Genomic DNA, 22251 nt, shown 5'->3' with positions numbered 1-22251 from the left:
CCTGGCATACCGATGAGCAACACGGCCCCAGCGGCTTGCACGAACACGCGTGATCAAGGGGGCTTTCACCTCATGTACACGTACGGTTCACCTTTGAGCCGTATGTGGTTCCCATAAAGGCAAGGCCAGACCCTAACAAAGTCAAAGTTAATCCGAAACTGTCAAACCTTGCACCAATCGCAGCCATGCCACGGAATGGGGCCGTATGCCCCATTTATGCGCCGATGGTGGTCCATGAGCTGAACGCCAGACCGCTCGCGCCCGGCTCCTGACGCGCGATCCGCAACCGGCCGTCGGTCGCCACCACGGCGATCACCGCCCGCCCCTGCCCGTCGATGACCACCGCGGGAGGGACCATCGAGGACTCGCCCGCGTCGAACCACCACACGCCGGTCTCGGGCCGGCCGTCCTGATGGGCGCCCACGGCACACGTCCCGTCGGGCCCCGACCTCACCAGCACCGTGCAGCCCCAGCCCTGGATGTCCACACCGGTGACCCCGGCGACCGGGCCCTCGCCGTCCGGGCCGCCGAGGCCGACCGGCGCGGCGCCCGGCATCCCGACGCACACCTCGTTGCTCCCCGCGTACCGGTAGCGGATCGCGCCCGCCTCGGGGGCCGCCGAGAGTGTGCCGGGGTACGGGCTCACGGAGGTGGCGGTGTCCTGGGTCCAGGCCTCGTCCGGGGTCTCGCGGTGCCAGCGCACGGCGACCGCGGAATCCCGGCCCCTCGCCCACACCTCGGCACCGCTCCGACCGGTCACTGCCGCCAGCTCGTCGGCCGCGCTGACCCCGCGCAGATGCTGCCAGGCGCTCCACTTCCCGTCCGGCGCCTGACGTCGGGTGCTGACCCCGTGGCCGAAGTTCCGCACGAAGATGTGCAGATGGCCCTTGGCGTCGAAGACCGCCGAGGGGAAGCCGACCTCGCGCGCCTTGCGCCGGTCGTTGGCGTTCGGATTGCCGGCCGAGTGCCACGGGCCGATGGGGCGTCCGGTCTGGTACTGGGTCGCGTGGACGACCTCGACGTGCTCCGCGCCGTCCGCACCCTTCCTGCGGCGGAGACCGATCAGGTGCACATAGCCGAAGGCGTCCTGCACGACCGTGAGGCCGGGCAGCAGCGCGGGCCCGTCCAGCAGCTCGGGACCGCTCCAGCCACCGTCGCCGGGCGCCTGTTCCGTCCAGCGGATCACGCCCGCCGCCGAGGGGAGATACGCCGAGAGCCGCCCGTCCCTGCCCCTGGTGATCCAACGGGCGGGCCGGGGGTAGCGCGTGCACGCCGCCGCGCCCAGTCGCGGATCGGTGCCGGCCCGGTGGCAGTCCACGAAGACCGGGGCCCCGCTCTCCAACTGGTACTTGCGCGCCGCCGCGACCGTGGCACGCGCCACGCTGCCCCGCAGCGGGGGCTCGGCTATCACGGGCCGCTTGGCCTCGGCGTCGAAGGAGACGTGCGCCGGATCCGGGTCGAGGGTGCGCACCCGCAGCGGGCTCAGTTCACGCAGGGCGTCGAGCACGAGCGGTGTGATCTTTCCCACCTCGGCGTCGAGGACCCAGGGCTCGCGGTCCACCCGTACACCGCGGCTCCCGCAGTCCGTCACCGCCCGCTCGAACGCCGCCCGTTCGTCCGCCGTGCCCGGCTGGGCGCAGACCACGTCGACGGTCGAACCGCTGCGCTCCGCCGCCAGCAGAGCGGGGGCATCTCCGGGCGTCGCGACCACAATCGCGACGGTTCCGGGACGGGGCGTGTGCCGCTCCCCCGTGCTCTGAGGCGTCACCTTGCCGCGCCCCCCGCGGCGCTCCCCTCTGCGTGCCATGCGCCCGACGATCCCCTCTGAAGTGGAACCGGGACTCCAGAACCCTCCCGGCTTCCAAGAAGATATGCACTCTCCCTTCCGCTCGGGAAATCTGTCTATAGTGCTCCAGCGTCCGATCCATCAAGAAATGTGCGGCCATTGCGCCCGCCGTGACACCCGCTCAGCGTGCGCCCCACGAGCCGCGAGCGGATCTTCCGTACGACCCCCTTCTGTGACTCCTGCAGTCGCACGGCACAGGAGGGTCCGACTCGCCTCGGTGGTCCCCCACTGACCCAGGGGCCCAGACGATGACGAGCTGTGTGTATGTCTGACGACTCCGATCTGCCTTCCCGTCGCAAGCCCAAGAGCCGCAGGGGCCGCAAGGTCCGTACGCGTGGTCAGCGCATCCGGCGCGGCGTGCTCGTCACCCTGCTGGTGCTCGTACTGGCCGGTGGCGGAACCCTGTACTGGCTGTACAGCAGGCTCGACGGAAACATCACGGGCGTCGACATCGACAAGGCGCTCGGGGACAACCGTCCTCAGAAACTCCCCACCAGCGGCCAGAACCTGCTCGTCCTCGGTTCCGACTCGCGGGCCGGTGCGGAGAACAAGGAACTCGGCGGTGGCGGCGACGTCAGCGGCGCGCGCTCCGACACCGCGATGGTGGTGCACATACCCGAGGGCCGGAGCAGGGCCGTCGCCGTCTCCATACCGCGCGACACCCTCGTGACCCGGCCCGAGTGCGTCAAGACCGACGGCTCGGCAGTGTCCTCGGCGAACCGCGTGATGTTCAACTCCGTCTACTCCCAGGTCGGCCCGGCCTGTGTGGTCAAGACCGTGGAGAAGATGTCCGGGGTCCGCATCGATCACTACCTGGAGATCAACTTCGCCGGGTTCAAGGACCTCGTCGACGCCATAGGCGGTGTCACCGTGGAGGTCGAGAAGCCCATCCACGACAAGTCGTCGGGGCTCGACCTGTCCGCGGGATCGCACAAGCTCGACGGCACCCAGTCCCTCGCCTACGTCCGGACCCGGCACGGCATCGGTGACGGCAGCGACCTCGGCCGCATCGGCCTCCAGCAGCAGTTCCTGCTGGCCCTGCTGAGCGAGGTCAAGTCCCAGGATCTGCTGAGCAGTCCGACGAAGTCCTACAAGGTGGCGAGTTCGGCGACGAAGTCGCTGACCACCGACTCGGGGCTGGCTTCGCTCAAGTCCCTGGCGGAGTTCGCCCGTTCGATGAACGGCGTCGACCCGGGCTCGATGGAGACCATCATGCTCCCGGTGGCGTACGACAAGCAGGACCCGAACCGTGTGGTGGCTGCCGAGCCCCAGGCCGGTGACCTGTGGAAGGCGATCCGCAAGGACGGCACCATTCCCGAGTCGGCCAAGAAGTCGCCGGCGACCGGGGGCTGACGCACCGTCCGCTCGCGGACCGATGGCGAGTGAGCGGTGACAGGTGACACGGCGATGCCCCGGGAACACGTCCCGGGGCATCGTCGTGTTTCAGGTGTTGCCGGCCTCGTCAGCGCCGCGCCTCGGGGTGGTACAGGCACCAGCCCTCCCAGGCCGATGCGACCATCTCGCGCACGTCGTGCCGCGCGGTCCAGTTCAGTTCGGTGCGCATGCGGTCGGCGGAGGCCACCACCCTGGCCGGGTCCCCGGCCCTGCGGGGCAGCACGGTCGGCTCGGCGTCGGGTCCGTATCCGGTGACCTCGCCGATCAGCGCGATCATCTCGCGCACCGAAACACCTTCGCCCCGGCCGATGTTCACCGTCAGGTCGGTGCCGTCGCCGCGTGCTCCCAGTGCCCGTGCCACGGCGACGTGCGCCGAGGCGAGGTCGTCGACGTGGATGAAGTCGCGGACGCAGGTGCCGTCCGGGGTGGCGTAGTCGTCGCCGAAGATCATCGGCGCATGGCCCTGCGTGAGCTTCTCGAAAACCATGGGGATGAGATTGAAGACCCCGGTGTCGGCGAGCTGCGCGGTGGCCGCGCCCGCGACGTTGAAGTACCGCAGGGAGGCCGTCGCCATGCCGTGCGCGGCGCCCACCGCGCGTACCATCCACTCGCCCGCCAGCTTCGTCTCGCCGTACGGATTGATCGGGGCGCACGGTGTGCCCTCGGTGACCAGGTCCACGTCCGGCAGGCCGTAGACGGCGGCCGACGAGGAGAACAGGAAGCGGCGCGCGCCCGCGGTGGTGACCGCCTCCAGCAGGGTCTGCAGCCCGTGCACATTCTCCCGGTAGTAGTGGAGCGGGAGGGCGACGGATTCGGCGACCTGCTTCTTGGCCGCCAGGTGCACGACGCCCTCGATGCCGAATTCCGCGAGGGTCCGGTCCAACATGTCCCGGTCGAGGGTCGAGCCCTTGACGAAGGGCACCCCGTCGGGGACCCGGGCCGGGTAACCGGTCGACAGGTCGTCGTACACCACCGCCTGCTCGCCGGCTTCGAGCATCGCCCGTACGACGTGCGCCCCGATGAAACCCGCACCACCCGTGATCAGCCAAGTCATACGGTCATACTAGCCGCGGTCCCGGACATGCCGGACGAGCATTCACCGGTCGGATACGTGCTGGTTGATCCTGCTGTGCCCACGCCCGTAAGCGAAGTAGATGATCACGCCGATGGCCATCCAGACGGCGAAACGCAGCCAGGTCTCCGCCGGAAGATTGAGCATCAGCCACACCGACGCGGCCACCGAGAGGATCGGGAGCAGCGGTACCCACGGGGTGCGGAAGGCCCGGTGGAGATCGGGGCGGGTGCGGCGCAGCACCATCACGCCCAGGGCTACCACGACGAACGCGAAGAGTGTGCCGATGTTCACCAGCGTCGCCAGTTCATTGATGCTGGTGAAACCGGCGACGATCGCGATGATCACGCCGAGCAGAATGGTCGGGCGGTACGGGGTGCCGAACTTCGGGTGCGTCTTGGAGAAGAACCGCGGGAGCAGTCCGTCACGGCTCATCGCGAAGAAGACCCGGGTCTGTCCCAGCAGCAGGATCAGGCAGACGGTGGTGAGGCCGATCGCGGCTCCGAAGCTGATGAGTCCGGCGTACACGGGATGGCCGACGGCCTTGAAGGCATCGGCCAGCGGGGCCTCCACCGACAGCTCGGTGTAGTGCTCCATACCCGTGACCACCAGCGATACGGCGACATAGAGCACGGTGCAGATGAAGAGCGAGGCGAGGATGCCACGTGGCATGTCACGTTGCGGAAGCTTCGTCTCCTCGGCTGCGGTGGCCACCACGTCGAAACCGATGAAGGCGAAGAAGACGACGGAGGCTGCGGTGAAGATGCCCATGACGCCGAAGTTGGTGGGCGCGTAACCGAACATCAGCTGGACCAGCGGTGCGGTCAGTCCGGAACCCGAGGTCTGCGGCTGTGCCTCGGGGATGAACGGCGAGTAGTTGGCGGCCTTCACGAAGAACAGCCCGGCGATGATCACGATCAGGACCACCGCGACCTTGATGGCGACCACGACGGTCGTGACCCGGGCGGACAGCTTCATGCCGAGCACCAGCACCACGGTCAGGACGAGCACCAGGGCGAAGGCCAGGATGTCGAAGCCGAATCCTTTCGCCACATCCGTTCCGGAGAGCGCATCGGGCATGTGCCAGCCGAAGTTGTCCAGCAGCGAGCGGACGTAGCCGGACCAGCCGACCGCCACCACCGCCGTGCCCAGCGCGAATTCCAGCACCAGGTCCCAGCCGATGATCCAGGCGACCAGTTCGCCGAGCGAGGCGTACGAGAACGTGTAGGCGGAGCCGGCGACCGGGACGGTGGAGGCGAACTCGGCGTAGCAGAGCGCCGCCAGCGCGCAGACGATGGCCGCGACCACGAAGGCGAGGGCGGTGGCGGGACCCGCCGTCTCCTTGGCCACCTTGCCGGTGAGGACGAAGATGCCGGTGCCGATGATGACGCCCACTCCGAAGACCGTGAGGTCCAGGGCGGAGAGGGACTTCCTGAGAGCGTGCTCCGGCTCCTCGGTGTCGCGGATGGACTGCTCGACCGTCTTGGTCCTGAACAGTCCGTCACTGCTGGGTGGTGTGTCCTGCTGGGCGGTCACCGGCGTACCTCCACGCACTCGTCGTGTACGCCATGATTGGGACCGCACCGGCGGCGCAGACCCCCGCACCGGGCGATTTCACGCGAATGGGCCGGTCGGACCACCCGTACAGGGTGACCCGACCGGCCCCTCGGCCGTATCGCCGTCCGCCGCGGCGGACCCTTGGGCCTGATCCGAACGCGAAGTCCCAGGTCAGTCCCGTGCGGGCTCGATCACGGAGCGGGTGTCGGCGCCGCTCCCGAAGCGGCCGTCCAGCTTGGCCACGAGGCCGGTGACCTGGCGGGCGATGTCCGGCGCGGTCAGCCCGATCTCGGCCATGACCTCCTTGCGGGAGGCGTGGTCGAGGAAGCGCGGCGGGATGCCGAAGTCACGCAGTGGTACGTCGACCCCGGCGTCGCGCAGTGCCTGGGAGACGGCGGAGCCGACGCCGCCGGCCCGGCTGTTGTCCTCGACGGTGACGACGACCCGGTGCTGCTCGGCGAGCGGGGCCATGGCCTCGTCGACCGGCTTGACCCAGCGCGGGTCGACGACGGTCGTCGAGATGCCCTGGGCCTCCAGCAGTTCGGCGATCTCCAGGCACATCGGGGCGAGCGCGCCGACGGAGACCAGGAGGACGTCCGGCCGGGTGGTGCCGGGCTCGCGCAGCACGTCCATGCCGCCGACCCGGCCGAGGGCCTTGACCGCCGGGCCGACCGCGCCCTTGGAGAAGCGGACCACGGTCGGTGCGTCGTCGACCTCGACGGCCTCGCGGAGCTGGGCGCGGACCTGATCGGCGTCGCGCGGGGCGGCGATCCGGAGCGTGGGCACGCACTGCAGGATCGACATGTCCCACATGCCGTTGTGCGAGGCGCCGTCGGTGCCGGTGACCCCGGCCCGGTCCAGGACGAAGGTCACACCGCACTTGTGCAGTGCGACATCCATCAGGACCTGGTCGAAGGCGCGGTTGAGGAAGGTGGCGTACACCGCGAAGACGGGGTGCAGTCCGCCGGTGGCGAGGCCGGCCGCGGAGACCGCGCCGTGCTGCTCGGCGATGCCGACGTCGTAGATCCGGTCCGGGAACGCCTTCTCGAACTTGGTCAGGCCGACCGGCTGGAGCATGGCCGCGGTGATCGCGACGATGTCCTCGCGCTCCTTGCCGAGCTTGACCATCTCCTCGCCGAAGACGGAGGTCCAGTCGAGACCCGAGGTGGCGACCGGGAGGCCGGTGTCGGGGTGGATCTTGCCGACGGCGTGGAAGCGGTCGGCCTCGTCGAGCAGGGCGGGGGTGTAGCCGCGGCCCTTCTCGGTGAGGCAGTGCACGATGACGGGTCCGCCGAAGCGCTTGGCGCGCCCGAGCGCCGACTCCAGGGCCTCCATGTCGTGGCCGTCGATCGGGCCGACGTACTTCAGGCCGAGGTCCTCGAACATGCCCTGCGGGGCGATGAAGTCCTTCAACCCCTTCTTGGCCCCGTGCAGCGTCTCGTACAGCGGCCTCCCGACGACGGGGGTGCGCTCCAGGATGTCCTTGCCGCGGGCCAGGAAACGCTCGTAGCCGTCGGTGGTGCGCAGCGTCGCGAGGTGGTTGGCGAGGCCGCCGATGGTCGGCGCGTAGGAGCGCTCGTTGTCGTTGACGACGATGACGAGCGGGCGGTCCTTGGCGGCGGCGATGTTGTTCAGCGCCTCCCAGGCCATGCCGCCGGTGAGGGCGCCGTCACCGATGACCGCGACAACGTGGTCGTCCTTGCCCAGCACCTCGTTGGCCTTGGCGAGGCCGTCGGCCCAGCCGAGCACCGTGGAGGCGTGCGAGTTCTCGATGATGTCGTGCTCGGACTCGGCACGGGAGGGGTAGCCGGAGAGGCCGCCCTTGCTCTTGAGCTTCGAGAAGTCCTGGCGACCGGTGAGGAGCTTGTGCACATAGCTCTGGTGACCGGTGTCGAACAGCACCTTGTCCTTAGGCGAGTCGAAGACCCGGTGCAGGGCGATGGTCAGTTCGACCACGCCCAGGTTGGGGCCGAGGTGGCCGCCGGTCTTCGATACGGCGTCGACCAGGAAGGTCCGGATCTCTTCGGCGAGCTGTTCCAGCTGCTCGGGAGTGAGCCGGTCCAGGTCACGCGGTCCACCGATGCGGGTCAGCAGAGCCACCCGTGCCTCCTTGCGTCTTGAGCTGGTCGAGCATGCCGATCCGATGAGTCTAATGTTCCGTCCGTCCGCGTGGGCATCGGGCATGGAGTGGGCTGTCCCACCCCGTGCCCGGCCCCCGGAAGTGCCCGGCACCCGCTACGGGGCGCCGGGCACCGGACCGTGCGGCGTGGTAGGGACGTGGTATTTACGCGCGTCCCGCGGTCTTCTGGGTACGGCGGGAGACCGAGTCGATGACCACGGCGGCCAGCAGCACCGCGCCGGTGATCATGTACTGGATGGCATTGGCCATGCCGATCATGTTCAGGCCCTGCTGGATCGACTGGATCACGATCATGCCGAGCAGTGCGGACCAGACCTTGCCCCGGCCTCCGAAGAGGCTGGTGCCGCCGATGACGGCGGCCGCGATGACCAGCATCAGGGTGTTTCCGCCGCCGACGCTCTTGGTGGCGCCGCCGGAGAGGCTGGCGATGAAAAGTCCGCCGAAGGCGCCCAGCATTCCGGAGAGCGCGAAGACGGTGATCCGGATCCGGTCGACGTTGATACCGGCGCGGCGTGCCGCCTCCGGGTTGCCGCCCACCGCGAAGACCTGGCGGCCGAAGGTGGTCCGGCGGGCCACGAAGTCCGCGACGACCAGCACGGCGAGGAAGAGCACCAGGGCCAGCGGCAGGCCGCGGGCGCCGGAGGGCTCGTTCAGGACGTACGCGACGGCGAAGCACAGGATCGCGACGACGCCCGTGCGGAGCAGGACCTCGGTGGTGGGACGGGCCGGCAGGCCCGCGGCCCCGCGACGCCGGCTGTCCAGCAGGAGCGACCCGGCGTAGGCGAGGACGGCGACCAGGGCGACACCGTACGCGACGGCCTTGTCCTCGAAGAAGTAGTTGGTGAGGTTCTCGACGATGCTGCCGGACGGCGTGTTGATCGAGCCCTCACCGCCCATCATCCACTCCTGCAGACCGCTCCAGCCGAGGAAACCGGCCAGGGTGACGACGAAGGCCGGCACCCCGATCTTGGCGAAGAAGAAGCCGTGCAGCGCGCCGAGCACCATGCCGGAGAGCACCGCGACGACGACCGCCGTCCAGTCGTTCCAGCCGTGATTGACGTTGAGCACGGCCCAGACGGCCGCGCCGACACCGGCGACCGAGCCGACGGACAGGTCGATCTCGCCGAGCAGCAGCACGAAGACGATGCCGACCGCCATGATGCCGAGGCCGGAGCTGTAGACGGCGACGTTGGCGATGGAGCTGGCGGAGAGGAAGTTGCTGTTCTGGAGCTGGAAGACGACCGCGATGACGATCAGGCCGACGAGGACCGGCAGTGAGCCGAGCTCGCCGCCGCGCACCTTGCGGGTGAACTCGGACCAGTAGCCCTTGAAGCCCTCCTCGCGGACGAGCAGGCGCGGGTCCACCGCGGGTACGGGGGCCGCCGACGGCTCGGTCGCGGGTGTCACCGCGGCAGGCATGCCGGTGGCGGTTTCGGGGGTCTTGGCGAGGTCGCTCACTTCGCGTCCTCCTTCGTGGCTGTGCGGGCCTGGCGGCGCGTGACGGCGTTGTCGGTGGCACCGGTGATCGCGGAGATGATCTCCTCGTGGGACGTGGTCGCCACGTCGAAGACTCCGTTGTTGCGGCCCAGCCGCAGCACCGCCACCTTGTCGGCGACGGCGCGCACGTCGGCCATGTTGTGGCTGATGAGGATGACGCCGTGGCCGCGCTCGCGCAGCCGCTCGACGAGGTCGAGGACCTGGGCGGTCTGCTCGACGCCGAGGGCGGCGGTCGGCTCGTCGAGGATGACGACCTTGGGGTCACCGATCAGGGCGCGGGCGATGGCCACGACCTGGCGCTGGCCGCCGGAGAGCGAGGCGACCGGGATACGGACGCTGGGTATCCGGATGGACAGGGTGTCCAGCAGTTCCTTGGCGCGCTTCTCCATCCCGATCTCGTCGAGGACGGAGGCCTTGCGCAGTTCGCTGCCGAGGAAGAGGTTGGCGACGACATCGAGGTTGTCGCAGAGGGCCAAGTCCTGGTAGACGGTGGCGACTCCGAGGTCCTGGGCGTCGTTGGGCCGGCTGATCCGGACCGTCCTGCCCTCCCACTCGATGGCGCCTTCGTCGATCGGGTGGACACCCGAAATGGTCTTGACCAGGGTCGACTTGCCGGCGCCGTTGTCGCCGACCAGGGCGACCACTTCGCCGGAATGAATCTCCAGGTCCACATCGGTGAGCGCCTGGACGGCGCCGAACCGCTTGGAGATTCCGCGCAACGCCAGCACGGGCGTAGCGGACACGTGAATCATCTCCTTCGCCGCCTGACCGGCGGGGATGGTGCTGCTGAGCACAGGGGGGCGGTGCCGGTCACCGGGCCGCCGGGAAGGCCGGAACGTCTCCGAGGTCCGCCTCGGCACGTCGTCGCCGGGGGACGACCACGCGCCGAGACGTGTACCGGGAAAGGGCTCTGTGCCGGCCGGGGCCTCTCGGTGCGCCCCGGAGGGCGGCCGCGTGCGGTGACCGGGACCGGTGAGAAGTCCGGCGCCCGCCCCTGCTGCGGGGCATTGACGGGGCGGGTGCCGGACCGGATCGGATGACGCCTGCCGACGGCGGATTACTTGATGCCGGCTGCGTCGCAGGCCGCCTTGTACTGGGCGGTGCAGATCTCCTCGACCTTGTAGACCTTGTCCGCGACGATCGTGGACGCGATGTTGTCCTTGGTCACGACCGAGGCGTCGTAGAGCTTCGACGGGGTGCCCTTGAACTCGCCGGAGATGCTGTCGACCTTGACCGGGGCCAGGTCGTCGATCTTCTCGCCCTTGAGCAGCCTGACGGCGATCTCGGCGGTGGTCTCGGCCTCCGGCTTGATCTGCTTGTAGATCGAGAAGGCCTGCTCGCCCGTGAGGATGCGCTGCAGACCGGCGAGCTCGGAGTCCTGACCGCCGACCGGGATCTTCACACCCTGCTTCTTCAGGGCCGTGATGATGCCGCCGGCCATGCCGTCGTTGGCGGAGTAGACGCCCTGGAAGCCGTCCTTGCCCAGGGAGTCGATGGCCGCTCCCATCTTCTTGTTGGCCTCGTCGGCCGACCAGTCCGGGATGTCCTGCTCGTAGACGACCTTCTTGACCTGCTTGTCGAGGACGCTGTGCGCGCCCCTCTTGAAGAAGGGGGCGTTCGGGTCGGTCGGCGAGCCGTTGATCATGACAACGTTGCTGTCCTTGGCCTTGGCGCCGAGCGCCTTGACCAGCGCCTCGCCCTGGAGCTGACCGATCTTCTCGTTGTCGTACGACACGTAGGCGGAGATCGGGCCCTCGGCGAGACGGTCGTACGCGACGACCTTGACGTCCTTCTTCGCGGCCTGCTGGACCCAGGACTTCGCGGCCTTGTAGTCGACGGTGTCGAGGATGATGACCTTCACACCCTGCGTGACGAGCGCGTCGAACTGCTTCTTCTGGGTCTCGCTGTCCTGCGCGGCGTTGTTGTACTTGACCTCGCAGTCGGAGCACAGCGCCTTGATCTTCGCTTCCATGATGGGGCGGTCGAAGGTCTCGTAGCGCGTGGTCTTGTTCTCCGGAAGGAGCAGGCCGATGGTCTTGCTGTCGCCGCCGCTGCCGGAGTCCTTGTCGTCGCCGGCCTTGCCACACGCCGCGAGGGAGACGGCCATGGAGAGTGCGGCCGTGCCTATGACGATGCGTCGCGTCGTTGCGTTCATTACGGGTTGCCTCCCTGACGAGGCCGCGACGTCGCGGCCGAGGTGGCTGGAAGTCAACTCGGCCGCGACGCCAGCGTCAAGGAGTAAATCCTTAACGAGATGACAACGGTGCCATCCGTTATCTAAGTGAAGGCAGGAGTGGCTTTCGGCGAGGTGCTTTCCAAAAGGGTTGAATCCCCCATCTCGCTGAGCACGAGGGCCAGTGCGCCCAGCACTTCGGCCCGGCCGCCCAGCGCCCCGGGCAGCACCGAGAGCTGCCGGGCGGCGCTCGGAATGGCGTAGCGGGAGACCGAGTCACGGATCGGTGAGAGCACCAACTCGCCCGCCTCGGCGAGCGATCCGCCGAGGACCACTCGGCTGGGGTTGAGCAGATTGCAGAGATTGGCGACCCCGCTGCCGATGTGCCGCCCGACGTCCCCGATCACCCGGCGGCAGCCCGGATCGCCGTCGCGAGCCAGCTGGACCACCCGCTCCATGGTGAGATCGGACCCGTGGCTGGGCTGGAGCAGCGGCAGCACGTACCGGGCGGCCGTGAAGGTCTCCAGGCATCCGCGGTTGCCGCAGCGGCACACCGGGCCCGATTCGTCGAGCGTGATGTGCCCGATCTCGCCGGCCGTGCCGCCCGGCCCCCGGTAGATGCGCCCGTCGATCACCAGACCGGCGCCGACACCGCTGGCGACCTTGATGTAGGCGAGGTCCCTGACCCCCCGGCCGCTCCCCCAGACCAGCTCGCCGAGCGCGCCGAGGTTGGCGTCGTTGTCTACGTACACCGGCACACCGAGCCGGCCGGCGAGCTCATTGCTGGGGTTGATGCCCGTCCAGCCCGGCAGGATCGACGTGGAGCCCAGCGTCCCGGACTCCACGTCGATCGGGCCGGGAACGCCGAGGCCCACCCCGATCACCTTGTCCGGACTGATCCCGGTCGTCTCGATCAGCCGCCTGACCAGCTGCTCCGCCCGCCCGAACCCCTGCGCGGAGGAGGCGTCGACGTCCAGCGGCTCGGCCTCCTCGGCCAGCACCTGGTGGGCGAGGTTGCCGACCGCCACCCGCAGATGCGTATGGCCGAAGTCGACCCCGATCACGATGCCCGCGTCGCCGCTGAGCGAGACGCTGCGGGCCCGGCGGCCGCCCGCCGAGGTGGGGGTGACCTCGACCGTGCCGCGGTCCTTCAATTCACGAACGATATTGGAGACGGTGGCCGCTGACAGGCCGGTGCTCCGTGCGATCTCCGCCTGGGTGAGCGAGCCGGCCATGCGTACCGCGCGCACGACCCGCTCAAGGTTGGCGCGATGCAGAGATGTCTGCGACCCCGGAGTCTCCATCGACTCTCTCACTCCTACCGTTTTCTCTAACATGTGAACTCTAAGCTGAGCGTTTTGCGGCACTCCCCGTCAAGACCTTGAGCGACCGAAGCCTCGGATGAGCACAGCGCACGCACAGCTACGGCCTCGGTACGGACACGGGGACGGCCCCGGCACACGCATGAACCGCCCGCCGGCTCATGGCCGACGGGCGGTTCGTGGGTTCGGGGACGGTGCGGGCCGCTACTTCACCGCACCCGCGGTGAGGCCGGCGACGACCTGGCGCTGGAAGATGATGTAGGCCGCGAGAACCGGCAGCATCGCCATCACCAGACCGGCGAAGAGACCGGACCAGTCACCCTTGTACCCCTGGCTGGTGGCCAGTTCGACCAGGCCCTGGGAGAGCACCCGGTACTTCGGGTCGGTGTTGAGCACCGTCGGCAGCATGTACTGGTTCCACTGCCCCAGGAAGTTGAAGATACCGACGCTGATCAGGCCGGGCTTCGCCATCGGCAGCATCACCTGGAAGAACGTCCGGGTGTGCGAGGCCCCGTCGAGCATCGCCGCTTCCGCCACCGAGCTCGGCAGCGTCCGGAAGAACGAGGTGAGGAAGAAGACGGTGAACGGCAGTGAGTACGCGATGTAGACCAGGATCAGTCCGTGCCGCGTGTTCAGCAGGCCCATGTTGTTCATGACGAAGAACAGCGGGACCAGCGCCAGGATGATCGGGAAGCTCATCCCGCCGATGAACAGGTAGTAGATGAAGCGGTTGCCGGGAAAGTCGAACCGCGCCAGCACGTACGCCGCCATCGACCCCAGTAGCAGGGTGCCGACCAGCGAACAGCCCACCACCACGACGGTGTTGAAGAAGTAGTCGCTCATGTGCGCCTGGCTCCAGGCGCGCGACCAGTTCTCGAAGTGCAGCTTGTCGGGCAGCGCCCACGGCGTCGACAGGATCGAGTCGTCGGTCTTGAAGGACGCCATCACCGCCCACAGCAGCGGCATGACGACCAGGATCGCCCAGATGATCAGCACACCGTGCGAGAAGACGTTGAGGACCTGGCCCTCACTGCTCTTCTCCTTGGCGGCCGGTGCGGGCGCCTTGGCCACCGGGGCCGGGTCCGCCGCCGGGGCCGCGGGAGGGGTGTCAGTCGTCTTCACGTGTACTCACCTCGTACTGTCGAGCCGGACACGGAGGCCGACCTGCGGTGCCTGCTGGGGGTCCGGGGATCGTCTCCCGGGAATCGCAGCATCAGAACTCCAGCCGATCGCGCCGGCCCAGTCGCATCACGATGGCGGCGAAGGCCAAGGTGACGATGAGCAGTCCGACACCGATCGTCGTCGCATAGCCGGCCTGCCCGTCGCGGAAGGCCGTCTGGTACACGTACAGCGGCAGGACCGTGGTCGAGTAGTCGGGACCACCGGGGCCCACGGTCATGACCTGTACGGCGGTGAACGCCTCGACGCCGAGGGCCAGGATCCCCATGTAGACCCAGCCCGACTGCACCGTGTCCCAGAGCAGCGGAAGGGTGATCCGGAAGAACGTGGTGAAGCGGTTGGCGCCGTCGAGAAGCGCCGCCTCGTAGAAGTCCTTCGGGATGGACGCCATTCCGGCCGAGAACAGCACGACGAAGAATCCGACCGTCGACCAGACCAGCACCGACATGACGCAGACCAGCGCGAGACTCGGGTCGCCCAGCCAGTCCGGCTGGATGGAACCCAGACCGATCGTCTTCAGTGTCGAATTCAGCATCCCGCTGGTGGGGTTGAACGCGAACTGGAAGAGCAGGGCCACGATGACGATCGAGAGCACCTGCGGGAAGAAATAGGCGATCTTGTAGAAACCCGAGCCGCGCACGCCGGAGACCGCGGCGTTCTTGCGCCGCCGGCCCCCGACATTGAGCATGAAGGCGAAGAAGAGCGCCAGGCCCAGCGTCACCAGCGGCAGCAGCAGCACAAGCAACACGCTGTGCTGCAACGACTTCCAGAAGATGTCGTCCTTCAGCATCCTCGTGTAGTTGCTGAACCCGACCATCTTGAAGTCCGGGCTCAGGCCGGTCCAGTCCGTGAACGAGTAGTAGATGGACTGGATGAACGGCCAAATGACGAAGACCGCGTACAGCGCGAGTGGGACTACCAAGAATCCCACGATGAAACGGTACTTGCCGTGCTGCATCGTTTACCGACCCCGATCTTTCCGCGGGTGCCGCCGCTGGTGACGGTTGCTCACTGGTGCTTGTAGTGCTTGATGGACTGGTCCTTGGCCGCCGCGTCGGCGAAGGCCTGGATCTTCTTGATGGCTTCCGCCGGGGTGGCGCGGCCGGCCATCATCTCGCCGATACCGGCGACACCGATCTGCTCCTTCTGGAGCTTCACGTACCAGTCCTGCAGACGCGGGTTCACCACGTTGTCGCCGGCCTTCTTCAGCACGTCGACGCCGGACTGCATGGCGGTCGACAGGGTCAGACCGTCGGTGCCGCCGTTGAAGGCGCTGAGGGACTTGACCTGCTTGGTGAAGTTCTTCGAGGACTCCTCGGAGAGCATGATGCGCAGCTGCTCCATGCCGCCCTCGGGGTTCTTGGCGTTGGCCGGGACGATGAAGGGCTCGCCGCCGGAGGCCCAGATGGTGCCGAACGGCAGCTTGTCGGACGAGTCCAGGCCGGACGGCGGCGCGACCATCATCTTGAAGTCCTTGGGCGTGGTCGGCGCGGCCTCGTTCTCCACCCACGAACCGTTCGGGATGAAGAGCGCCTTGCCCTTGGTCCACTCGGTCTGCGACTGGATGTGGGTCAGACCGGGGGTGCCCTTGAGGATGTACCCCTTCTGGTACAGCTCGTAGTACGCCTCGAACGCCGCCTTGACCGCGGGGTCCTTCCAGGCGTTCGGCTCCAGGTTGTCGATCTTGTCGAGAACCTCCCGGCCACCGATCTTGGCGATGAACGGGTAGAGCGAGAACGGCAGATAGTACGGGTACTTACCGGCGTACGTCCAGCCCGCGATGCCCTGCTTCTTCGCCTTCGCGCAGAGGGCGAGCATGTCGTCCCAGGTCTCGGGGTACTGCGCGTCGAGCTTCTCGAGCGCGGTCTGCGAGTACCAGACGCCGTACACGGTGTACGCGTAGTACATGATCCAGACCGGGTCGCCGTCGAACTGACCCATCTCCAGGACACCGGGGCGCAGCGTGTCGCGGACCTTCTTGCTCGGGTCGTCGATGGACGGGGCGTCCATCAGCGGCGTGAGGTCGAGCAGCTGCTTCTTGCCGACCAGGACACCCATGTCCATCTGCTCGGCGCCGGAGTTGTCGATCAGGTCCGGCGGGGTGCCACCGTTGAAGCGGGGCTGCAGCTGCGACTGGATCTTCTGGGTCGCGACGTGCTTGACCTTCGGGGCCTTCGGGAACGCCGCGTTGTACTTCTTCTCCGCGTCGATCGCGTACTGCTGGCCGAAGCCGCCGTCGAAGATGACCACCTCGAGCGGGGCCGTCTCGTTGACGCCGAGCGGGTTGGCCTTGGTGGCCTTGCCCTTCTCGACCTTCTTGTCGCCGCTGCTGTCGCTGCTCGCGCACGCCGACAGGAAGCCCATCGTCGGAACGCTGATCAGGCCGAGTGCGGCCGATCGCTTGATCACATCGCGACGGCCAAGGCCCTCATTCTTGTGGGCGGAGGTGGATCCCATGCTCAAGTCCTCGCCTTCTCCAGGACTCAGGCGGTGTGTACCGGTCGCCCGTCGATATTCGCCTCAGGCGAAGGGCCCCGCCACCGCGGTCAGTTGCGCTTGGGTAGTGCTGATTTCAGGCTAGCCATGTGCAGTGGGGGGCTCAGGGGGAGCAGGCATCGGATGCACCCGTCGTGCCGTCCTCGGCCGTTCCCCCTTGTCCCCCTTGCCCGCGTCGCCGAAACGGCTGTGCAGACGCCGACAGGTATAGTCCACTCACGGCCGACTGAGCAAGATCGAATGCGAGTTTGAGCAGCAGTCTTTCCCGAGTTGAGACCTCGCAGATACATGGCCCCCGCATGCTCCCGGTCCGGGTGTAACGATTTCCGCATTCCGGTCGATTCGGCTTGCCATTCACACCCAACACCCTTGACACACTCCGGCACTTGGCTCCCTACTGGACCTTGCGCATCTCTCTGACAACGTTGTCCAGATGCACTTCCTCGGGAGGAATGGCTCGACATGCAGCCCCGACATGGTTCTCGCAAGAGACAAAGCCGTACGGCCGCACTGATCGCGGCTTCACTGGTCCTGGTCGTGACCGCCCCCACCGCGGCCGCCGCGCAGTCGGCCGACACGCGCGACAAGGGCCGGACCCCCTCGGGGGACCGGACATTCAGCTCATCCTTCGAAGCGGATGAAAAGCAGCCGGACTGGCGCAATACCGTAGAAGAGGGCCCCGATGGAAAGAAGCGGTCATCGGGTGTCGATGGCGGCTTCTCCGCAGGAATACCGGGCAATATCACCGACAAGGTGACGGACGTCCGCGCCAGTGGCGAGAACACCGGCGGCGGGGAGGTGAAGGAGAACCTGATCGACGGGGAGCCCGGCACCAAGTGGTTGGCCTTCGAACCCACCGGCTGGGCCGAGTTCGATCTCGACGAACCGGTCAAGGTCGTGACCTACGCGCTGACTTCGGCCAATGACCACGCCGAGCGCGACCCGAAGGACTGGACCCTGCAGGGCTCCACCGACGGCAAGGACTGGAAGGACCTCGACTCCCGGACCGGTCAGACCTTCGCCGAGCGGTTCCAGACGAAGTCGTACGATTTCACATCTGACACGGCATTCCAGCACTACCGCCTCCAGATCACGAAGAACAACGGCGCCTCCGACGCCACCCAGCTCGCCGACGTCCAGTTCTCCGACGGCGACACCTCGGTCCCGGCCCCCGCCGAGATGCGCAGCCAGACCGATCGCGGCCCCTCCGGCTCCCCCACCGCGAAGGCGGGCGCGGGCTTCACCGGGAAGAAGGCCCTGCGATACGCCGGTACGCACAAGGCGGACGGCCGGGCGTACTCGTACAACAAGGTCTTCGATGTGAACACGGCTGTCACCCGTGACACCTCACTGTCCTACCTGGTCTATCCCCAGATGGGCGAGACCGACCTCTCCTACCCGGCGACGCATGTCGCGGTGGACCTGGCGTTCACGGACGGCACGTATCTGAGCGATCTGCGGGCCACCGACAGCAACGGCGGCCTGCTGACCCCGCAGGGCCAGGCCGGTGCCAAGCGGCTGTACGTCAACCAGTGGAACAAGGTCGAGTCGACGATCGGCACGGTCGCGGCGGGCAAGACCGTGGACCGGATCCTGGTGGCGTACGACTCCCCCAAGGGAACGGCGAAGTTCCAGGGCTGGATCGACGACATCGAGATCGCCCCGAAGGCAGCCGAGAAGCGCCGCTCCCACCTCTCCGACTACGCGTCGACGGTCCGCGGCACCAACTCCAGCGGTGGTTTCTCCCGGGGCAACAACTTCCCCGCCACCGCGGTCCCGAACGGCTTCAACTTCTGGACCCCGGTCACCAACGCCGGATCCACGAGCTGGCTGTACGACTACGCGCGGGGCAACAACGACGACAACCTGCCCACCCTCCAGGCCTTCAGCGCCAGCCATGAGCCGAGCCCCTGGATGGGCGACCGGCAGACCTTCCAACTGATGCCGTCGGCGGTCGCCGGCACCCCGGACGCCTCCCGCACGGCGCGTGCGCTGCCGTTCCACCACGAGAACGAGACGGCGAAGCCGCACTACTACGGTGTGACATTCGACAACGGCCTCAAGGCCGAGATGACGCCGTCCGACCACGCGGCCCGGATGCGCTTCACCTACCCCGGTGACGACGCGAGCATCGTCTTCGACAACGTCTCCAACGACGGCGGGCTCACCCTCGACCCGGGGACCAGCTCCTTCACCGGCTTCTCCGACGTCAAGAGCGGCGGCTCGACCGGCGCCACCCGCCTCTTCGTGTACGGCGTCTTCGACGCCCCGGTCACCGCGAGCGGCAAGCTGTCCGGCGGCGGTGGCGACGACGTCACGGGCTACCTCCGCTTCGACGCCGGCAAGGACCGCACGGTCGGCCTGCGGCTGGCCACCTCGCTGATCAGCATCGACCAGGCCAAGCGGAACCTCGCCGCCGAGATCCCCGCCTCGCGCTCCTTCGGCCGCGTCGAGGACCGGGCGCAGCGGGCCTGGGACGACATCCTGGGCAAGGTGGAGGTCGAGGGTGCCACGGCCGATCAGCTGACCACCCTCTACTCCAGCCTGTACCGGCTGTACCTGTACCCGAACTCGGGCTTCGAGAAGGTCGACGGCAAGGACAAGTACGCCAGCCCGTTCTCCCCGCAGGTCGGCTCCGACACCCCGACGCACACCGGGGCGAAGATCGTCGACGGCAAGGTGTACGTCAACAACGGCTTCTGGGACACCTACCGGACGACGTGGCCCGCGTACTCCCTCCTCACTCCGGACAAGGCCGGCGAGATGGTGGACGGCTTCGTCCAGCAGTACAAGGACGGCGGCTGGATCTCCCGCTGGTCGTCCCCCGGCTACTCCGACCTGATGACCGGCACCTCCTCGGACGTCGCGTTCGCGGACGCCTACGTCAAGGGCGTGAAGTTCGACGCGGAGGCGGCGTACGACGCGGCGCTGAAGAACGCCACGGTGGTCCCGCCGTCCTCGGGCGTCGGCCGCAAGGGCATGGCGACGTCCCCGTTCGTCGGCTACGCCGACACCTCGACGCACGAGGGCCTGTCCTGGTCGCTGGAGGGCTACCTCAACGACTACGGCATCGCGCAGATGGGCCGGGCTCTCTACAAGAAGACGAAGAAGGCCCGGTACAAGGAGGAGTCCGAGTACTTCCTGAACCGCGCCCGCAACTACGTCCAGCTCTTCGACGACAAGGCCGGCTTCTTCCAGGGCAAGGACGCCGAGGGCGACTGGCGGCTCCCGTCGGAGAAGTACGACCCCCGGGTCTGGGGTTACGACTACACGGAGACGAACGGCTGGGGGTACGCGTTCACGGCCCCGCAGGACAGTCGCGGTCTGGCGAACCTGTACGGCGGCCGGGACGGCCTCGCGAAGAAGCTCGACACGTACTTCGCCACTCCGGAGACGGCCGGTCCCGAGTTCGTCGGTTCGTACGGCGGTGTCATCCACGAGATGACGGAGGCGCGTGACGTACGGATGGGGCAGTACGGCCACAGCAACCAGGTCGCGCACCATGTCACATATATGTACGACGCGGCCTCGCAGCCCTGGAAGGCGCAGGAGAAGGTCCGCGAGGTCCTGAGCCGGCTCTACACGGGCAGCGACATCGGGCAGGGCTACCACGGCGACGAGGACAACGGCGAGCAGTCGGCCTGGTACCTCTTCTCCTCGCTCGGCTTCTACCCGCTGGTCATGGGCAGTGGCGAGTACGCGATCGGCTCCCCGCTCTTCAAGAAGACCACGGTCCATCTGGAGAACGGCCACGACCTGGTCGTCAGGGCGCCGAAGAACAGCGCGAAGAACATCTATGTGCAGGCGCTGAGGGTCAACGGCAAGAGGTGGACCTCGACTTCGCTGCCGCACGACCTGCTGGCCAAGGGCGGTGTGCTGGACTTCGACATGGGCCCGAAGCCGTCGTCGTGGGGCACCGGCAAGGACGCGGCGCCGACCTCGATCACCACGGACGACAAGGTGGCGTCCCCGCAGGCGGACGTGCTGAAGGGCGACGGCGCCCTGTTCGACAACACGTCGGCCACCTCGGCGAAGGTCACCACGGTGGACCTGCCGGTCTCCTCGGCCACGGAGGCGGTCCGGTACACACTGACATCGGACAAGGCCGCCGGGGCGCCGGCCGGCTGGGTCCTCCAGGGCTCGTCGGACGGCACCACGTGGCAGGACCTCGACAAGCGGTCGGCCGAGTCGTTCGCCTGGGACAAGCAGACGAGGGTGTTCTCGGTGGGCCGGCCGGGCAGGTACGCGCACTACCGTCTGGTGTTCGCCGGTGACGGTGAAAGCACGCTCGCGGAACTGGAGTTGCTCTCCTGATCCGTGTCGCAGCCGCGTCACGGCCGACGGCCGGTACCCCTGCCCGGGGTGCCGGCCGTCGGTCCGCTTCCGGGGCCGCGTGGCTCCCGCTCAGTCCCGTTCCGGGGTCTCCGGAACGGCCCGGGGGAACAGGCTCTCGGGCAATGTCACATTCCACGCCGTGATGACCGGCTTCCCGTGCTCGGTGCCGAGCCGGGAGACAGCGCCCGTGGCGAGCTGGAACAGCGTGCCCTCGGCCGGGGTCAGGCCGAGGTAGCGGGCGGTGAGCACACGCAGGAAGTGGGAGTGGGCGACGAGCGCGATGTCCTCGTCCGGGTCACGCCCCGCCGCCTCCGCGGCCTCGGCCAGCACCCGGTCGGCGCGGGCCCCGACCTCGGCCGGGGTCTCGCCGGGGTGCGCCTCGGGGCCGGGGGCGACCCCGTCGGTCCAGAGGTTCCACTCGGGGCGGGTGCGGCGGATCTCGTCGGTGGTCACCCCTTCGTAGCCGCCGTAGTCCCATTCGCGCAGCTCGGGTGTGATGCGGGGTACGGCGAGTCCGGCGAGCTCGGCGGTGCGCCGGGCGCGTACGGCGGGGCTGACGAGGGTGAGCGCGATCCGCCGGTCGGCGAGCAGGGGCGCCAGCGCACGCGCCTGCCGTTCCCCGAAGGGGGTCAGGGGCAGATCGGTGTAGCTCGTGTGCTGCCCGGACCGCGACCACTCCGTCTCGCCGTGCCGGATCAGGATCAGCTCGCCCATGGGTGTCATCCGCTCTCTGTGCCGTTCGTTCCGCGTAGCTCGCAGTTCTGCGAACCCGCTGGACCACCATCGCATTCCGTGCGCCCACGATGAGGCGGGCGGTGGCCCGTTTCCGGGTACGGCGACCCGGTGGTCCGCGACATTCCGTCAAATGCCCCAGCCGGACGGACCGGACCCGGCAGGATCGCGACCGGTCACGCGGTGTGCCGCTCCCGGCGGTTGCCGCCGCGCAGCAGGGCGAGGACGACGAATGGCCCTCCGCGGGCACGCCCCTGCCCGGCGGCACGGGGATCGCGGCGGGAAGCCATGGGGCGAGCCGGGGCAGCCGGCGCTGCTCCTTCTCCACCTCCTCACCGGCCGTCCCCGCAGTACGGGGCAGCCGCACCACCAGGCCCTCGCCGAGCCGGTACATGGCGTGGGACGTGCCCACCGGGACGACCGGCTCGACGGGCAGTCCGGCCCAGTCCGGGAACCGCGAGTCGGGCGGCCTTCGTGCGGAGCATCAAGCGGCAGGGACCGGTTCGG

General features: G+C 68.2%; 14 protein-coding genes. 2 read left to right on the top strand and 12 right to left on the bottom strand.

Annotated features, from left to right (window positions below; translation table 11 throughout):
- Positions 1 to 214: 214 nt before the first annotated feature.
- Positions 215 to 1807 carry a hypothetical protein gene (locus tag OG611_RS32255; protein ID WP_266428278.1) on the bottom strand — a complete coding sequence of 531 codons (1593 nt, stop codon included), beginning with the start codon at positions 1805 to 1807 and terminating at the stop codon, positions 215 to 217.
- Between the two features lie 303 nt (positions 1808 to 2110).
- On the opposite strand from OG611_RS32255, the gene OG611_RS32250 reads away from it, so the two are divergent.
- Entirely contained in the window at positions 2111 to 3199 is a 1089-nt protein-coding gene (locus tag OG611_RS32250) for an LCP family protein (RefSeq protein WP_266428276.1), read from the top strand.
- A gap of 109 nt (positions 3200 to 3308) precedes the next feature.
- Here the strand turns inward: OG611_RS32250 and galE are convergent, their stop codons facing one another.
- The 10 genes from galE to ngcE form a co-directional block, all read right to left on the bottom strand.
- The gene (gene galE, locus OG611_RS32245; RefSeq protein WP_266428274.1) at positions 3309 to 4295 is read right to left on the bottom strand and encodes a UDP-glucose 4-epimerase GalE; all 987 of its coding nucleotides are present in this window, start codon (positions 4293 to 4295) and stop codon (positions 3309 to 3311) included.
- A gap of 42 nt (positions 4296 to 4337) precedes the next feature.
- Positions 4338 to 5849 (bottom strand): amino acid permease, encoded by a 1512-nt coding sequence (locus OG611_RS32240; RefSeq protein ID WP_266428272.1) that lies wholly within the window; start codon positions 5847 to 5849, stop codon positions 4338 to 4340.
- 192 nt (positions 5850 to 6041) lie between these two features.
- The gene (dxs, locus tag OG611_RS32235; protein ID WP_266428271.1) at positions 6042 to 7970 is read right to left on the bottom strand and encodes a 1-deoxy-D-xylulose-5-phosphate synthase; all 1929 of its coding nucleotides are present in this window, start codon (positions 7968 to 7970) and stop codon (positions 6042 to 6044) included.
- Between the two features lie 184 nt (positions 7971 to 8154).
- Entirely contained in the window at positions 8155 to 9429 is a 1275-nt protein-coding gene (locus tag OG611_RS32230; protein ID WP_266431355.1) for a sugar ABC transporter permease, read from the bottom strand.
- Positions 9430 to 9464: 35 nt separating this feature from the next.
- Positions 9465 to 10259 (bottom strand): ATP-binding cassette domain-containing protein, encoded by a 795-nt coding sequence (locus tag OG611_RS32225; protein ID WP_266431353.1) that lies wholly within the window; start codon positions 10257 to 10259, stop codon positions 9465 to 9467.
- Between the two features lie 305 nt (positions 10260 to 10564).
- Positions 10565 to 11662, bottom strand: a complete 1098-nt coding sequence (locus tag OG611_RS32220; RefSeq protein WP_266428269.1) for a substrate-binding domain-containing protein — start codon at positions 11660 to 11662, stop codon at positions 10565 to 10567.
- Between the two features lie 122 nt (positions 11663 to 11784).
- Positions 11785 to 12984: an ROK family transcriptional regulator gene (locus OG611_RS32215; protein WP_266428267.1), complete on the bottom strand. Its 1200-nt coding sequence runs from the start codon at positions 12982 to 12984 to the stop codon at positions 11785 to 11787.
- 222 nt (positions 12985 to 13206) lie between these two features.
- The gene (locus tag OG611_RS32210; RefSeq protein ID WP_266428265.1) at positions 13207 to 14124 is read right to left on the bottom strand and encodes a carbohydrate ABC transporter permease; all 918 of its coding nucleotides are present in this window, start codon (positions 14122 to 14124) and stop codon (positions 13207 to 13209) included.
- 91 nt (positions 14125 to 14215) lie between these two features.
- The gene (locus OG611_RS32205) at positions 14216 to 15139 is read right to left on the bottom strand and encodes a carbohydrate ABC transporter permease (protein WP_266428262.1); all 924 of its coding nucleotides are present in this window, start codon (positions 15137 to 15139) and stop codon (positions 14216 to 14218) included.
- Positions 15140 to 15189: 50 nt separating this feature from the next.
- Complete coding sequence (gene ngcE / locus OG611_RS32200) at positions 15190 to 16638, bottom strand: N-acetylglucosamine/diacetylchitobiose ABC transporter substrate-binding protein (RefSeq protein ID WP_266428259.1); 1449 nt, start codon at positions 16636 to 16638, stop codon at positions 15190 to 15192.
- Positions 16639 to 17139: 501 nt separating this feature from the next.
- Here ngcE and OG611_RS32195 point away from each other — a divergent pair.
- Positions 17140 to 20991, top strand: a complete 3852-nt coding sequence (locus OG611_RS32195) for a GH92 family glycosyl hydrolase (protein ID WP_266428257.1) — start codon at positions 17140 to 17142, stop codon at positions 20989 to 20991.
- 90 nt (positions 20992 to 21081) lie between these two features.
- Here the strand turns inward: OG611_RS32195 and OG611_RS32190 are convergent, their stop codons facing one another.
- Positions 21082 to 21726 carry a histidine phosphatase family protein gene (locus tag OG611_RS32190; protein WP_266428254.1) on the bottom strand — a complete coding sequence of 215 codons (645 nt, stop codon included), beginning with the start codon at positions 21724 to 21726 and terminating at the stop codon, positions 21082 to 21084.
- Positions 21727 to 22251 lie beyond the last annotated feature (525 nt).

The sequence above is a fragment of the Streptomyces sp. NBC_01363 genome, assembly GCF_026340595.1.
Classification (GTDB): Bacteria; Actinomycetota; Actinomycetes; order Streptomycetales; family Streptomycetaceae; genus Streptomyces.
The sequence above is the reverse complement of the archived record's forward strand: the minus strand, read 5'-3'. Positions and strand labels throughout refer to the sequence as shown.

Coding starts and splice junctions, on each gene's coding strand:
- ngcE (WP_266428259.1), bottom strand. CDS start 16,638: ATGGGATCCACCTCCGCCCACAAGAATGAGGGCCTTGGCCGTCGCGAT.
- OG611_RS32190 (WP_266428254.1), bottom strand. CDS start 21,726: ATGGGCGAGCTGATCCTGATCCGGCACGGCGAGACGGAGTGGTCGCGG.
- OG611_RS32225 (WP_266431353.1), bottom strand. CDS start 10,259: ATGATTCACGTGTCCGCTACGCCCGTGCTGGCGTTGCGCGGAATCTCC.
- OG611_RS32220 (WP_266428269.1), bottom strand. CDS start 11,662: ATGAACGCAACGACGCGACGCATCGTCATAGGCACGGCCGCACTCTCC.
- OG611_RS32215 (WP_266428267.1), bottom strand. CDS start 12,984: ATGGAGACTCCGGGGTCGCAGACATCTCTGCATCGCGCCAACCTTGAG.
- OG611_RS32255 (WP_266428278.1), bottom strand. CDS start 1,807: ATGGCACGCAGAGGGGAGCGCCGCGGGGGGCGCGGCAAGGTGACGCCT.
- OG611_RS32250 (WP_266428276.1), top strand. CDS start 2,111: ATGTCTGACGACTCCGATCTGCCTTCCCGTCGCAAGCCCAAGAGCCGC.
- galE (WP_266428274.1), bottom strand. CDS start 4,295: ATGACTTGGCTGATCACGGGTGGTGCGGGTTTCATCGGGGCGCACGTC.
- OG611_RS32195 (WP_266428257.1), top strand. CDS start 17,140: ATGCAGCCCCGACATGGTTCTCGCAAGAGACAAAGCCGTACGGCCGCA.
- OG611_RS32205 (WP_266428262.1), bottom strand. CDS start 15,139: ATGCAGCACGGCAAGTACCGTTTCATCGTGGGATTCTTGGTAGTCCCA.
- OG611_RS32230 (WP_266431355.1), bottom strand. CDS start 9,429: ATGCCTGCCGCGGTGACACCCGCGACCGAGCCGTCGGCGGCCCCCGTA.